The sequence below is a fragment of the Pseudonocardia nantongensis genome, assembly GCF_046546495.1.
In the GTDB taxonomy this organism is placed as follows: Bacteria; Actinomycetota; Actinomycetes; order Mycobacteriales; family Pseudonocardiaceae; genus Pseudonocardia; species Pseudonocardia nantongensis.
On sequence record NZ_JBKGXT010000009.1, the window covers coordinates 15,919 to 30,800 of the forward strand.

At 73.5% G+C, this 14,882-nt stretch carries 10 protein-coding genes; 2 read left to right on the top strand and 8 right to left on the bottom strand.

Annotated features, from left to right (window positions below; translation table 11 throughout):
• The first annotated feature begins 83 nt into the window (after window positions 1-83).
• On the top strand, window positions 84-971 hold the full coding sequence (locus ACLFMI_RS11520; protein ID WP_410947792.1) for a PaaX family transcriptional regulator: 888 nt from the start codon (window positions 84-86) through the stop codon (window positions 969-971).
• Window positions 972-1,013: 42 nt separating this feature from the next.
• Here the strand turns inward: ACLFMI_RS11520 and dnaE are convergent, their stop codons facing one another.
• Window positions 1,014-4,583: a DNA polymerase III subunit alpha gene (dnaE, locus tag ACLFMI_RS11525; RefSeq protein ID WP_410947793.1), complete on the bottom strand. Its 3,570-nt coding sequence runs from the start codon at window positions 4,581-4,583 to the stop codon at window positions 1,014-1,016.
• Between the two features lie 367 nt (window positions 4,584-4,950).
• Here dnaE and ACLFMI_RS11530 point away from each other — a divergent pair, with 367 nt between their 5' ends.
• A complete protein-coding gene (locus ACLFMI_RS11530) occupies window positions 4,951-5,574 on the top strand; it encodes an HAD-IA family hydrolase (protein ID WP_410947794.1) in 624 nt (207 codons plus the stop codon).
• A 96-nt stretch (window positions 5,575-5,670) separates the two neighbouring features.
• Here the strand turns inward: ACLFMI_RS11530 and ACLFMI_RS11535 are convergent, their stop codons facing one another.
• From ACLFMI_RS11535 to wag31, 7 genes are all read right to left on the bottom strand, one after another.
• The gene (locus tag ACLFMI_RS11535) at window positions 5,671-6,399 is read right to left on the bottom strand and encodes a hypothetical protein (protein WP_410947795.1); all 729 of its coding nucleotides are present in this window, start codon (window positions 6,397-6,399) and stop codon (window positions 5,671-5,673) included.
• The gene (locus ACLFMI_RS11540; RefSeq protein ID WP_410947796.1) at window positions 6,396-7,310 is read right to left on the bottom strand and encodes an RluA family pseudouridine synthase; all 915 of its coding nucleotides are present in this window, start codon (window positions 7,308-7,310) and stop codon (window positions 6,396-6,398) included. The genes ACLFMI_RS11535 and ACLFMI_RS11540 overlap by 4 nt, the downstream gene beginning before the upstream one ends.
• 10 nt (window positions 7,311-7,320) lie before the next feature.
• Complete coding sequence (gene lspA / locus ACLFMI_RS11545; protein ID WP_410947797.1) at window positions 7,321-7,896, bottom strand: signal peptidase II; 576 nt, start codon at window positions 7,894-7,896, stop codon at window positions 7,321-7,323.
• 94 nt (window positions 7,897-7,990) lie between these two features.
• On the bottom strand, window positions 7,991-8,788 hold the full coding sequence (locus tag ACLFMI_RS11550) for a class I SAM-dependent methyltransferase (RefSeq protein ID WP_410947798.1): 798 nt from the start codon (window positions 8,786-8,788) through the stop codon (window positions 7,991-7,993).
• 126 nt (window positions 8,789-8,914) lie between these two features.
• Window positions 8,915-12,172 (bottom strand): isoleucine--tRNA ligase, encoded by a 3,258-nt coding sequence (gene ileS / locus ACLFMI_RS11555; RefSeq protein WP_410947799.1) that lies wholly within the window; start codon window positions 12,170-12,172, stop codon window positions 8,915-8,917.
• Between the two features lie 311 nt (window positions 12,173-12,483).
• A complete protein-coding gene (locus ACLFMI_RS11560; protein WP_410947800.1) occupies window positions 12,484-13,896 on the bottom strand; it encodes a hypothetical protein in 1,413 nt (470 codons plus the stop codon).
• Window positions 13,897-13,981: 85 nt separating this feature from the next.
• Window positions 13,982-14,872, bottom strand: coding sequence for a DivIVA-like cell division protein Wag31 (gene wag31, locus ACLFMI_RS11565; protein WP_410947801.1), 891 nt, complete (start codon window positions 14,870-14,872; stop codon window positions 13,982-13,984).
• Window positions 14,873-14,882: the final 10 nt, after the last annotated feature.

Sequence of the window (14,882 nt, forward strand, 5' to 3'; positions counted from 1 at the left end):
GGGGCCTCAACTTGATCCACCGCAGTCGCACGCTCCCGCACCGGGCGCGACCCGCCGGAGCGAACATCTACGCTGGCCGGACCATGGCCACCCCAGCACACGTGCCCGAACCGGACGTCCCCGGCATCGGTGACGGACCGGTGCTGCGCCGGCGCGAGCTCGGACAGGCATCGGCCCGCTCGCTGCTGCTGACCGTGCTGGGTGAGTTCGTCCGCCCGGCCGGCGAGCCGGTGTGGACCCGCGCCCTGCTCGAGGTGCTGGGCTCGCTGGACGTCGAGCCGAAGTCCGCCCGCCAGGCGCTGGCCCGGACGGCGGCCGAGGGGCTGCTGCGCTCGGACCGGGACGGCCGCCGGGTCCGCTGGTCGCTCACCGCGGCCGGGGACCGGTTGCTGTCCGAGGGCGCGGAACGGATCTACGGCTTCGGCGCCCCGGCGAAGGCATGGGACGGCCGCTGGCTGGTGCTGCTGGCCAGCGTCCCCGAGTCGCGCCGGCAGCTGCGGCACCGGCTGCGCACCCGGCTCGCCTGGGCCGGGCTCGGCTCCCCCGCCCCCGGCGTGTGGGTCTCCCCCGACCCGGGGAAGGAGCCGGAGGTCGCCGCCGTCCTCGACGAGCTGGACCTCGGCGGGATGAGCAGCTCGTTCGTCGGGCGCTACGGGGCGATCGGCCGGGCCGGCGACGTCGTCGCCCAGGCCTGGGACCTAAACCGGGTGGAGCAGGCCTACTCCGAGTTCCTGGACGAGTTCGGCCCGGACGCCGCCGGCGACGCCGAGCCGGCGGGCGGCGTGCTCGCCCGGCAGGTGCAGCTGGTGCATGCCTGGCGGCGGTTCCCGTTCCTGGACCCGGAGCTGCCCGCCGAGCTGCTGCCCGAGCAGTGGGCCGGCACCCGCGCCGCGCAGCTGTTCGCCACCCTGCACGCACGGTGGGACCCGGCCGCCCGGGCCCGGTGGGCCGAGCTCGCCGCCCAGGGCTGACGCCCGCCCACCCCGCGGCCCGGGGTACGGCAGGCCGGTGGGTCAGGCGCCGAGGCAGCCCGGGCCGAGCAGGGCCTTCAGGTCGCCCATCAGCGCCGAGGTGTGGGTGACCTTGAGCGAGTCGTCCAGCCTGAGCGCGGTGATCTTGGTGCCGTAGACCAGCGACAGGTGCACCTCGGAGCGGCCCGGGTGGTGGGTCAGCACCTCCTTGAGCTTCGCGACGCGCTCCGGGGTGCACTGGTCGGTGCGCAGGTTGACCCGGATCGGCAGCCCGGCCTCCCCTGCGGCGAGCTCCGGCACCGCCAGGTCGTTCGCGATCAGCGAGACCCGGTCGTCGCGCTTGTTCACCCGGGCCTTGACCAGCACGATCGCGTCCTCGGCGACGTCCATGCCGACGACCTGGTAGGCCCGCGGGAAGAACAGCACCTCGATCCCGCCTGCGAGGTCCTCGATCTGCGCGGACGCCCACGGCTCGCCGTTCTTGTTCACCCGCCGGTTCACCCCGGCCAGGATGCCGCCGACGGTCACCTGCGCGCCCTCGGCCACCGTGCCCTCGACGATGTCGGCGATCGAGGTGTCGGCCTTCGCCGCGAGTGCCTGCTCCACCCCGTGCAGCGGATGGCCGGAGACGTAGAGCCCGAGCATCTCCCGCTCGACGGCGAGCTTGTACTTGCCGTCCCACTCCTCCTCGGGGACCTTCACGTCGAAGATGCCCCCCAGTTCGGCACCGGGCTCGTCCCCGCCGCCGCCGCTGCCGTCCATCGACCCGAACAGGTCGAACTGACCCATCGACGCGGCCTTCTTGGTGCTCATCACCGCGTCGATCGCGTCCGCGTGCACCAGCAGCAGGCCCTTGCGGGAGTGCCCGAGCGAGTCGAACGCACCGGCCTTGATCAGCGACTCGACGACCTTCTTGTTGCAGACCACCGCGTCGACCTTGCGCAGGAAGTCGGAGAAGTCGACGAAGGCACCCTTCTCCCGGCGGGCGGCGACGATCGCGTCGACCACGTTGTGCCCGACGTTGCGGATGCCGCCCAGGCCGAACCGGATGTCGGAGCCGACCGGGGCGAAGTTGCGGACCGAGTCGTTGACGTCCGGCGGGAGCACGGTGATGCCCATCCGGCGGCACTCGGCCAGGTAGACCGCGGCCTTGTCCTTGTCGTCGCGGACGGAGGTGAGCACCGCGGCCATGTACTCGGCCGGGTAGTTCGCCTTGAGATAGGCCGTCCAGTACGACACGACGCCGTACGCCGCCGAGTGCGCGCGGTTGAACGCGTAGTCGGAGAACGGGAGGAGGATGTCCCACAGGGTCTTGACCGCATCCTCGGAGTAGCCGTTGTCCTTCATCCCCTGGGCGAAGGTGACGTACTCCTTGTCCAGGATCTCCTTCTTCTTCTTGCCCATCGCCCGGCGGAGCAGGTCCGCCTGGCCGAGCGAGTACCCCGCGAGGGTCTGGGCGATCGCCATGACCTGTTCCTGGTAGACGATCAGGCCGAAGGTCTCACCCAGGACGTCGCGGAGCGGCTCGGCCAGCTCCGGATGGATCGGCGTGATCTCCTGGCGGCCGTTCTTGCGGTCGGCGTAGTCGTTGTGCGCGTTCGCGCCCATCGGGCCGGGCCGGTACAGCGCGCCGACCGCGGAGATGTGCTCGAACTCGCTCGGCACCATCCGGCGCAGCAGGTCCCGCATCGGGCCGCCGTCGAGCTGGAACACCCCGAGGGTGTCCCCGCGGGAGAGCAGCTCGTAGGTCGGCGCGTCGTCCAGCTCGACGTGGTCGAGATCGACCTCGGGCTTGTCGTTGAGCGTGATGTTCTCGAGCGCGTCGTCCAGGATGGTGAGGTTGCGCAGCCCCAGGAAGTCCATCTTGAGCAGGCCGATGGTCTCGCAGACGCCCATGTCGAACTGCGTGATGATCGCGCCGTCGGACTCCCGGCGCTGGATCGGGATGACGTCGATCAGCGGCGTCGACGACATGATCACGCCGGCCGCGTGCACGCCCCACTGGCGCTTGAGGCCCTCCAGGCCGCGTGCGGTGTCGACGATCTCCTTGACCTGCGGGTCCGCCTCGTAGAGCGCGCGGACCTCGGTGGCCTCGGAGTACCGCTTGTGCGAGGGCTCGAAGATCCCGGTCAGCGGGATGTCCTTGCCCATGACCGGGGCCGGCATCGCCTTGGAGATCCGGTCGGCCACCGAGTAGCCGGGCTGGCCGTAGAGCACCCGCGCCGAGTCCTTGATCGCGGCCTTCGCCTTGATCGTGGAGTAGGTGATGATCTGCGCGATCCGGTCCTCGCCGTACTTCTCGGTGACGTAGCGGATCATCTCGCCGCGCCGGCGCTCGTCGAAGTCCATGTCGATGTCGGGCATGGACACGCGGTCCGGGTTCAGGAACCGCTCGAAGATCAGCTTGTGCCGGATCGGGTCCAGGTCGGTGATGCCCAGGACGTAGGCGACCAGCGAGCCGGCCGCCGAGCCGCGACCGGGACCGCAGCGGATGCCGACCGACTTGGCGTGCCGGATGAGGTCCGCGGTCACCAGGAAGTAGCCCGGGTAGCCCATCTTGATGATGACGCCGACCTCGTAGTTCGCCTGCGTCCGGTACCGCTCGGTGACGCCGTCCGGGAACCGCCGGTGCAGCCCCCGCTCGACCTCCTTGATCAGCCAGGACTCCTCGGTCTCGCCCTCCGGGACGGGGGCCTTGGGCTGCAGGTCCTGGCCGGTGGTGAAGTCGACGTCCACCCGCTCGGCGACCAGCAGCGTGTTGTCGCAGGCCTCCGGGTGGATCGGGTCCCAGAGGTCGCGCATCTCCTTCGCCGACTTGAGGTAGAAGTCCTGCGCGTCGAACTTGAACCGGTTCGGGTCGGCCAGGGTCTTCCCGGTCTGGACGCAGAGCAGCACCTCGTGCGCCTTGGTGTCGTCCGGGTAGGTGTAGTGCAGGTCGTTCGTCGCGAGCCCGGGCAGGTCGAGGCGCTTCTTCAGCGCGAACAGGTCCTCCTGGACCCGCTTCTCGATCTCGATCCCGTGGTCCATCAACTCGCAGAAGAAGTTGTCCTTGCCGAAGATGTCCCGGTAGTCCGAGGCGGCCGCACACGCGCCCTCGAAGTCGTCCTGCTGGAGCAGCCGGGCGACCTCGCCGGAGGGGCAGCCGGTGGTCGCGATCAGCCCGGAGCCGTACTGCTCGAGCAGCTCGCGGTCCATCCGGGGCTTGTAGTAGTAGCCCTCGAGGCTGGCCAGCGAGGACAACCGGAACAGGTTGTGCATCCCCTCGGTGTTCTCGGCCAGCAACGTCATGTGGGTGTACATGAGGTCGGGGTTGTCGCCGCCCGCGCCCGAGCTCCCGGCCAGCGCCGTTCGCTTGCGCTCGTGCCGGGAGCCCGGCGCGAGGTAGCCCTCCATGCCGATGATCGGCTTGATGCCCGCGGCCTTCGCCTTGCGCCAGAACTCGAAGGCGCCGTAGACGTTGCCGTGGTCGGTCATCGCGATCGCCGACATCTCGTGCTTGTTCGCCTCGGCGAACAGATCGTCGAGGCGGGCCGCCCCGTCGAGCATCGAGAACTCGGTGTGGGTGTGCAGGTGGACGAAGGAGTCGGTGCTCGTTCCCGATGCCGAAGCCATGCGTGTTCCGCGCTCCCTCCCCGCGCCCTGGGCCGGCGCGGTGTTCCCCGGTACTGCTGGTGCTGCTCAGGTACTGCTGGTGGTGCTCGCACCGGCTCCCGGCGGTGGCGGGGCGCGGGGCGGGCGGCACGGGTGCTGCCGGAGCTGTGCTGCCGGAGCCGGGTGCCGGTGGGAGTCCTGCCTCGGGCCGTGCCGTCGGGGTCGGTGAGGTGTCTCAGACTAGCCGCGGGGACCGACAGTTCCGACGAGGCGGCCCGGGTGACGGCGTCTGTGCAGGTCGGCCGGGGCCGGGTGTGTCGGGCCCGGATCGGTGGCGCGCGCGGGGAGCTCCGCACCCCGGCCGCCGCGCGGGATAGGGTCGCCGGCGATGGCCGAGGAGCACCCGCCCGGACCGCCGCGCACGGTCGTGTTCGACCTGGGTGAGGTGCTGGTCCCGTCGGCCGGTCTGGAGCGGCGGCTGGCCGGGTCGCTCGGCGTCACCGAGGCCGATCTGCGGGCCGCCTACTGGGCCCACCGGCCCCGGCACGACCTGGGCGGACCGCCGCGGGAGTACTGGGCCGAGGTGTTCGGCACGCTCGGCCTGGACCCCGATCCGGACCGGCTGGACGCGGCCGAGCGGCTGGACGTGACCTTCTGGTCGACCCCGGCGCCGGCGTCGTCGATCCTGATCGCCGACCTGGCCCGGTCCGGGGCCCGGCTGGCGGTGCTGTCCAACGCACCGCGCGGGCTGGCGGCCGCCGTCCGGGCCGCGGCCTGGAGCAGCCCGTTCGCGCGGTTGCTGTTCTCCGCCGACGTCGGTGTGGCCAAGCCGTCCGCGGACATCTACCGCCGTGCGGACACCGAGTTCCGAACCACCCCGGAGCAGGTGCTGTTCTTCGACGACCGGCCGGAGAACGTGCGGGCCGCCGTCGCGCACGGCTGGGAGGCCCATGTCTGGTCGGGCGCCGCGGCGGCCCGGCGCCTCCTGCGGGAGCGCACACTCCTGGCCTGATCCCGGTGAGGAGTACGCCACGGCTGCGGCCGTCCCGTGGAACCGCCGCCCGCGCTCGAACAACCCTGAGGTACCGCTCGGCGCCGGCGGGCCCCGTCAGCCGGGGACGGGGCCGTCGTCGGGGGGCGGGGTCACCGTGCCGGTCTGCTCCGGCAGCAGCGGGGAGAGGGCCAGGTCGCGCGGCCGGGTGCCGGGTGCGGCGGCCTGGACCGCGCGGACGCCGTCGCGGGAGGCGAGCCCGTCCAGCCCGGCCCGGTCGGCGGTCACCACCAGCGCGACCACGCAGGCGCACCCCGGGTCGGCCAGCCTGCGCCGTTCGGCGGCGGTCACCGCGGCCCGGCGTTCCAGCGCCTCACGCGCCTGCGGCGGGGCCGTGGCGGCCGAGTCCGCGGCCCGGGCGGCGTCGGCCTCGGCGGCGAACGCGGCCCGCTCCCGGGCCACGTCCAGCGCTGCCCGCACCTCGCCGGTGCCGGTGACGGGTTCGAACCGCAGTGCCGTCTGCACCCGGTCGATCGGCACCCGGAACACCACGGTCCCGACGGTCGCCTGTCCCGCGAGCGCGGCGGCGCCCGCGGTGTCCCGCGGGACGTCGAGCTGCACCAGGGCCGGCGCGGTGGCCCCCGGCGGGGGCAGCGTCGCGGGCAGCGTTGCCAGGTAGCCGGCGACGTCCTGGCCGGGCTCGGGCCCGAGCCGCACCGAGCCCGTCGTGGGCGCGGGCGGGCCGCTGCCGGACCCGGCGACCCACGCCGTCACCAGCACGACCAGCAACAGCCCGGCCGAGGCCACCAGCCAGCCCCGCGCCGTGAGCCCGGTCAGTCCCCTCACGGGTCCCGCAGCGCGTCCAGCGCCGCGGCCAGGTCGTCCGGGTAGGGGCTGGTGAACTCGACGTACCGGCCGTCGGCGGGGTGCGCGAAGCCCAGCGCCCGGGCGTGCAGCCACTGCCGGGACAGCCGCACGCGCTGCGCCAGCGTCGGGTCGGCGCCGTAGGTGAGGTCCCCGACGCAGGGGTGGCGCAGGGCGGAGAAGTGCACCCGGATCTGGTGGGTGCGCCCGGTCTCCAGGTGCACGTCGAGCAGGCTCGCCGCGCGGAACGCCTCGACCGTGTCGTAGTGGGTGACGCTGGGCTTGCCGTCCTGGACCACGGCGAACCGGTAGTCGTGTCGCGGGTGCCGGTCGATCGGGGCGTCGATCGTGCCGGACGACGGGTCCGGGTGGCCCTGCACGACGGCGTGGTAGCGCTTGTCCACGGTCCGTTCCTTGAACGCCCGCTTGAGCGCCGTGTAGGCGCGCTCGGAGGTGGCGACGACCATCGCGCCGGTGGTGCCGGCGTCCAGGCGGTGCACGATGCCCTGCCGCTCGGCGGCGCCCGAGGTGGACAGCCGGTACCCGAGCGCGGCGAGCCCGCTGGTCACGGTCGGCCCGCTCCACCCCGGCGACGGGTGCGCGGCGACCCCGACCGGCTTGTCGACGACGACCAGGTCGTCGTCGGCGTACAGCACCCCCATCCCGGCGACCAGCTCGGCCGGTGCGGCGATCTCGGTCGACACGGCCGGGTCCGGCAGCTCCACCTCCAGCCAGGAGCCGCCGGGCAGCCGGTCGGACTTGCCGGCCGCGGCGCCGTCGAGCTGGATCCGGCCCTGCTCGGCCAGCCCGGCGACGACGGTGCGGGACAGCCCGAGCAACCGGGACAGGCCGGAGTCGATCCGCATGCCGTCCAGCCCGTCGGGGACCGGCATGCTCCGCAGCTCACCCACGCTGATCGGCCACCCGGGAGCCGTCGATCTCGATGCCGCGCAGCGCGATCAGCACCAGCAGGATCCCGCCGCAGACGATCCCGGAGTCGGCCAGGTTGAACACCGGGAAGACGCTGCCGTCCGGGGAGAACACGGCCAGCATGTCCACCACGTGCCCGCGCATCGGACCGGGCGCGCGGAAGAACCGGTCCACCAGGTTGCCGAGCGCGCCGCCGAGGACCAGGCCCAGGCCGACGGCCCAGCCGACAGAGGCCAGCCGCCGGGCGATCCGGATGATCACACCGACGACGACCACCGCGACGATCGTCAGGATCCAGGTGTAGCCGGTGGCCATCGACCACGCCGCGCCCGGGTTGCGCAGCAGCGTGAGGTAGAAGAACCCGTCGATCACGGTGAGCGGCGCGCGGTCCTCCAGGTTCGCCACCGCGGCGATCTTGGTGACCAGGTCCAGGGCGAGCACCGTCACGGCGACCGCGGCCAGCAGCAGCACCCCGCGCCGCCGGGCCACGGGGTCGACGGTTCCGGCTGTTCCGGGACCCGCGGGCTCGGCGGGTGGATCGGTGCTCACACCCTCGATTATGCGGGTGCCCCGCCCGGACCCGGGCGGGCGGGCAGGCCGGACGTCCGCCGCCCCGTTGCCGGGGACCCGCCGCGCCATGGCATCAGGCGGTCCAGACCAGGGTCACCGCGTCCGCGCGGCGGGGCGGCAGGTCGCGCAGCGCGTCGGCGACCTCACCGGTCCGGTCGGCCGGCAGGCAGAGCCTGCGGGTGACCCAGGCGGCGTCGTGCGGGTGCCGACGCGGCCGCTGCCAGCGGTGCACCCGCGGGGTGATCCCGAGCTCGGCCAGCACCGCGACGGCGTCGGAGTCGGTGGCGCTCGGTTCCCGGTGCAGGTCGTGGAACCGGGCCCAGAGCGGGTCCAGCCAGGCCATCGGGTGCTCGGGCAGCATCTCGACGACGACCCCGCCGGCCGGGCGGGCGGCGGCGGTCAGCGCGGTCAGGAACGGCGGCAGGTCGACGACGTTGTGCAGCACGTGGTGGCAGACGACGACGTCGTGCCGCCCGGCCTCGCCGGCGACGTCCGGCCAGGAGCCCTGCACGGTGCCGTGCGGCAGGCCTCGGTCCCGGGCCGCGGCGGCGAACTTCGCGAGCATGTCGGCCTGCCGGTCGACGCCGAGGATCCGTGACACCGGCGAGGGGTCGGGCCAGGCGGCCGCGAACGCCGCGTCCCCGCCGCCGCAGCCGACGTCGAGCACGCTCGCCCCGGAGCAGCCCCACGCGGCGGCCCGCTCGGCCAGCGCGCGCGCCGCGGTCCGGGACGGGGTGTCGTCCGGGTGCTGCGGCGGGGCGAAGTCGGCCGGATCGTGCGTCCACGGGTCGGCGGGGGCGGCGCGACGGATCGCGTCCGGGATCCCGCGCGCGGCCTGGCGCCGTGCCCACACCGCCGCCGCGTCACCCACCGGGGTGAGGATAGTGGGCGACGACGGCGTGATCACGGATCGGGCGGTCGACACGGCCAACGGTGGCCGGGAAGGCAGCCCGATGCGTGATCACCGGTGGCCCTGTGATCACCGGTGGCCCAGCGGTCAGGCCTGCACGACCGCGGCCCGCAGCTCGGCGGTCTCGCCGTCCGGGCCGACGACCTGACCGGACGAGGCCGCGCTGGCGGCGCCGTAGGCCACCGAGGTGGCGAGCACCTCCCCCGCCACGAATGCCTCGTGCGTGCGGACCGCACCGAGCACCGCGTCCGGCCCGTCCAGGGTCAGCGCGATCCGGTCGGACACGGCGAGGCCGGCGTCCCGGCGGGCCTGCTGGACGACCCGGACGACGTCGCGGGCGGTGCCCTCGGCGGCCAGCTCCGGGCTCACCGCGGTGTCCAGCACGACCAGGCCGGCGTTACCGGGCAGCGCCGCGGTGTGCTCCGGGTCGGCGGCGACGAGCTTCTCGGTGAACTCGCCCTCGAGCAGCGGGATCCCCGCAGCGACGACGGAACCGTCGCCCTTCTGACTCCACTCACCGGCCTTCACCGCGCGGATGCACTTCTGCACGTCGGAACCCAGGCGCGGGCCGGCGACCCGGGCGTTCACCGCGATCTCGAACCGGCCGCGCGTCGCGACGTCGTCGGTCAGCTCGACCGAGCGCACGTTGACCTCGTCGCGCAGCAGCCCGGTGAAGGGCTCCAGCGCGGCGACGTCCGCCGCGGCCACGGTGAGGCCGGGCAGCGGCTGGCGGACCCGGAGCTTCGCCGACTTCCGCAGCGACAGCGCCGCCGAGGCCACCTGCCGGATCCGGTCCATCCCGGCGACCAGCGCGGGGTCGCGGGGCAACCCGACGTCCGGGGCGGACGTCGACACCGCCGGGTCGATGCCGACGCGCCGCTCCGCAAGCTTCGCGTCGGTCCCGCCCGGCCAGTCGGTGAGGTGCACCGAGCGGCCGCCGGTCAGCCCGCGCCAGATCACCTCCGTGGTCAGCGGCAGCAGCGGCGCCGCGACCCGGCAGGTCACCTCCAGCACCGTGTGCAGGGTGTCGACGGCGTCGGTGCGCACGGCGTCGTCGGCGGACCAGAAGCGCTCCCGGGAGCGCCGGACGTACCAGTTGGTCAGCGTCTCGGCGTGCTCCCGGACCTGCTCGCAGGCCCCGGCGATGTCGTAGGCGTCCAGCGCCGCGGTCACGCGATCGACCAGGTCGGCGGTCTTGGCCAGCACGTACCGGTCCAGCACGTGCGTGCTGTCGGTGCGGAACCGCCCCCGGTTCCCGCCCGCGTAGAGCGACAGGAAGTACCAGGTGTTCCACAGCGGCAGGATCGCCTGCCGGACGCCCTCCCGGATGCCCTGCTCGGTGACGACGAGGTTCCCGCCGCGCAGGATCGGGCTCGCCATGAGGAACCACCGCATGGCGTCCGAGCCGTCGCGGTCGAAGACCTCGTTGACGTCCGGGTAGTTCTTGCGGGACTTCGACATCTTGGCGCCGTCGTCGCCCAGCACGATGCCGTGTGCCGAGCAGTTGCGGAACGCCGGCCGGTCGAACAGGGCCGTGGCCAGCACGTGGAGCGTGTAGAACCAGCCGCGGGTCTGCCCGTTGTACTCGACGATGAAGTCGCCCGGGTAGTGGTGCTCGAACCACGACTCGTTCTCGAACGGGTAGTGGACCTGGGCGAACGGCATCGAGCCGGACTCGAACCAGCAGTCCAGCACCTCCGGCACCCGGCGCATCGTGGAGGCGCCCGTGGGGTCGTCCGGGTTCGGCCGGGTCAGCTCGTCGACGTAGGGCCGGTGCAGGTCGGTCGGGCGCACGCCGAAGTCGCGCTCCAGCTCGTCCAGCGAGCCGTAGACGTCCGTGCGCGGGTAGCGCGGGTCGTCGGAGACCCACACCGGGATCGGGCTGCCCCAGTAGCGGTTGCGGGAGATGCCCCAATCCCGGGCGCCCTCCAGCCACTTGCCGAACTGGCCGTCCCGGACGTGCGACGGCGTCCAGTTGATCTGCTGGTTGAGCTCGACCATCCGGTCCCGGAACTGCGTGACCCGGACGAACCAGGAGTCGACGGCGCGCTGGATCAGCGCGTTGCCGCAGCGCCAGCAGTGCGGGTACGGGTGGTCGTAGGTCTCGTGCCGGAGCAGGACGCCGGTGACATGCTCGCTCGCCCGCTCCTTGAGGTCCCGGATGATCTGCGGGTTCGCGTCGAACACCTGCATCCCGGCGTACGGCGGCACCTCGACGGTGAACTCGCCGCGGGAGTCGACCGGGTTGACGACCTCGATGCCGGCCGCGTCGGTGACCTCCTTGTCCTCCTCACCGAACGCCGGCGCGATGTGCACCAGCCCGGTGCCGTCGTCGGTGGTGACGTAGTCGGCGGCGAGCACCTGGTGGGCGTTCTCGCGACCGGTGAAGAAGCCGAACGGCGGGGTGTAGGTCAGCCCGAGCAGCTCGGAGCCCTTCAGCCGGGCCAGCACCGGCGGCTCCATGCCCAGCTCGCGGGCGTAGGCCGCGACCCGGGCCTCGGCCAGCAGCCAGCGCTCACCTCGTGCCTCGACGACGACGTAGTCGACGTCCGGGTGCACGGCGGTGGCCAGGTTCGAGGGCAGCGTCCACGGCGTGGTCGTCCAGACCAGGGCCAGCGCGCCGTCGAGCGCCGCGTGGCCGGGCGCGGAGAGCCGCAGGCCGACGGTGACGGCCGGGTCCTGGCGGTCGAGGTAGACGTCGTCCATCTTGGTCTCGGTGGCCGACAGCGGCGTCTCGCAGCGCCAGCAGTACCAGAGCACCCGGAAGCCGGAGTATACGAGTCCCTTGTCCCACAACGACTTGAACGCCCACATGACGGACTCCATGTAGTCCAGGTCGAGCGTCTTGTAGTCGTTCTCGAAGTCCACCCAGCGGGCCTGGCGGGTCACGTAGTCGCGCCACTCACCGGTGTAGCGCAGCACCGAGGTGCGGCAGGCCTCGTTGAACGCGGCCACACCCATCTCGTCGATCTCGGACTTGTGCTTGATGCCGAGCTGGCTCTCGGTCTCCACCTCGGCGGGCAGGCCGTGGGTGTCCCAGCCGAACCGGCGCTCGACGCGGTAGCCGCGCTGCGTGCGGTAGCGCGGGATCACGTCCTTGACGTAGCCGGTGAGCAGGTGGCCGTAGTGCGGCAGCCCGTTGGCGAACGGCGGGCCGTCGTAGAAGACGAACTCGTTTGCACCGTTGTCGCCGGCGGGCCGCTGCTCGACCGAGGCACGGAAGGTGTCGTCGGCGTCCCATGAGGCGAGCACGTCCTGCTCGAGCGTCGGGAACGTCGGGTGCGCCGGGACCTCGGGGTACCCGGTCCCGCTCGCGGCTGCGTCGGTCACGGCTGTCTCGCTCACGGCTACGGCTCCTCGTGCGGTGCTCTCGCGTCGCACGGGGACGACGCCGACCCACCTCGGGCCGTGCCGCGGTACCACCCCGCTTGCGCCGCGACCCGCGGTGCGCGGGGCGGGCGCCTCTCGTTCGGCGGCTGTGACGGGCCGCGACCGTCCGGTTCTAGTCCGGCCGCCGCGCGGGCGGCCGTTTCTTCCGGAGGCTCCCCGGTGATGGCCGGATCGACGCCTGTCGTGCCAGGGTAGCGCGGCAGCGCACCGAGATATTCCGGCACCCGGATATTCCGCAGGTGGCGCGGCGGGCCCCCGGTGTCGGGTCAGCGCACCTGCGCCGGGTGCCGCTCGCCCAGGGACCGGTTCGGCGAGCACCAGGCGCACGGGGTGAACCCGAGCTCGACGGCCTCGCTGACCGGCAGCGGGATGACCGGCCGGCCACTGAGCATCCGGCAGGCCGGAACGTGGTATCGGGGGTGCTCGTCGATCACCAGCACCTCGTCCGGCAGCCGGGCGACCAGGCCGGCCAGGGTCGGGTCGTGCGGCTCCTCCGGAGCCTCACCCTCGGCCGGCTGCCGGGTGTCGGCACCGGCACCTGCACCTGCGCTGTCGGTGCCCGTGCCGCCGACGCCGGTCGCCGCCTCGTCCGCGCCTGCGGGAGCGCCGCCCCGCAGCGCCTCGGTGCCGGCACCGGCGTGCTCAGCTCCGGCACGCTCCGCACCGGCACGCTCCGCACCGCCGGCCGGGTCGAGGCCCGCCGAGGCCGCGCCGGGTGCGGTCGTCGCGCCGACTGCGGTGGTCGCGCCACCCGGCTGCCCGTCGACCTCCGGGGCGTCGGGACGACCGGCGGGCGCCGAACCGGCGGACGGATCCGGCGGTCCGGCGGAGCTGTCCGGTGGCCCGGTGGCCGCACCGCCGCTGCCCGGGTCGGCCCGGTCAGCCGAGCCGCCGCCGAAGTCCTGGGCGTCGTCGGGGCGGTCGTCACCGCTGCGCCCGGCGCCGGCCGCCGCGCCCGCGGCGACGGCACCCGCGGCGGTCGCAGCACCGGCCGGGCCGGCACCGGTCGGGGTCTCGGGCGTGCCCGCCCCGGGCGAACCCGCCGCGGGCGACCCGCCGGCGTCCGGTCCGCTCGCGGCCCGTGCGGGCGGGGAGTCGGTCCGGTCGGGGCCGCCGCCACGACCCGTCCCGTCGTCCTGCCCGTCCGCCAGACCCGCAGCCGTCCCGGAGGGGTGACCGGCATCGGCTCCGGCGAGAGCCGCGTCACCACTTTCGGTCACCGAGGGTGACGAAGAACCACCTGAACGAGAAACGCCGGACGGTCCCTCCGGCGAGCCGGGCGGCCGGACCACCGGCATCTGGATCGTCGCGTCGGTGGCGTTCCCGCCATCTCCGCCCGCCGGCGCCGCTCCGGACGCACCGGAGCCATCCGCCGAGTCCGGCCGGACGACCGGCAGCACCTGCGTCGCGGGCTCCATCTCGGCCCCGTGACGCACCTGCGTGCCGCGCCCACGGGCGTCCGGTCCCGCGACCGCCCCGGCCTCGGTACCGGTCGTCGCGTCCGATCGGTCCCCGGCCCGCTCCGCGGAGCGGGCCTGCCACCAGTCGTAGAACAGCACGATCCCGGCGATCACGCAGACGCCCACCGACGTCCAGAACAGGGCCACCACCTGCAGGAACCATCCGGCAAGCCACAGCGCCAGGGCGATGGCAACCAGGACCAGGACCAGCATCAACATCGGTGAACTCCGTCGGTCGGCAGCGGCACCCGGCCGCTACCCGGTCGTCGTCGGTCTGCTCCGGCGCCGGGCGCCGGGGGAACCGTCAGCTCCCGGTGTCCGCCCGTTGGCCGTACCCGGAGGCGGCGTACCCGCCGTTCGAGTTCGACCGGCTGGCGTTGCTGGTCCCGGAGTTGGTGCCGGAGTTGGTGCCGGAGCTGTCCGACGGAGCGGCGGACCCGCGGCCCTCCAGGTCGCGCAGCTGCGACTCCAGGTAGGTCTTGAGCCGGGTCCGGTACTCGCGTTCGAAGGTGCGCAGTTCGTCGATCTTCTTCTCCAGCACGGACTTGTCCCGCTGGATCGCACCCATGATCTCGTTCTGCTTGCGCTCGGCCTCGCTGACCAGCCCGGACGCCTTGTCGCGGGACTGCCGCTCGAGCGTCTCGGCCCGGGTACGGGCGTCGTTGAGCATGGTCTCGGCACGCGAGCGCGCGTCGTTGACCAGGCCGTCGGCCTTCGTCCGGGCGTCCGAGAGGAGCTGCTCGGACTTGGTCCGGGCGTCCGACAGCATCGTGTCGGCCTCGTTCTTGGCCTCGGCGGTCAGCCGGTCGGCCATCTCCTGGGCCAGGCCCAGGACCTTGGCCGCCTGGACGTGGTGGTCACCCCCGTCGGCGTCGGCGTCGGCGGCGCCGGCCAGCTGCGGCGGGGGCGCGCTGCCACCGGGCCGGCTCAGCGGGGCGGACGTCTGCAGCGCCTGGGTCTGGGCGGGCGGCGCCGGCTGGCTCCGCGCCTCCTCCAGGTCGGCCTCGGCGTCACCGGCGCGCTGCTCCAGCTGCGCAACCTGGTCACGCAGGTCGTCGTTCTCCCCGATCAGCCGGGCCAGTTCGGCCTCGACCAGATCGAGGAAGGCGTCGACCTCGTCCTCGTTGTAACCCCGCTTCCCGATCGGGGGTTTGCTGAACGCGACGTTATGAACGTCGGCGGGCGTCAGCGGCATCGGATCACCT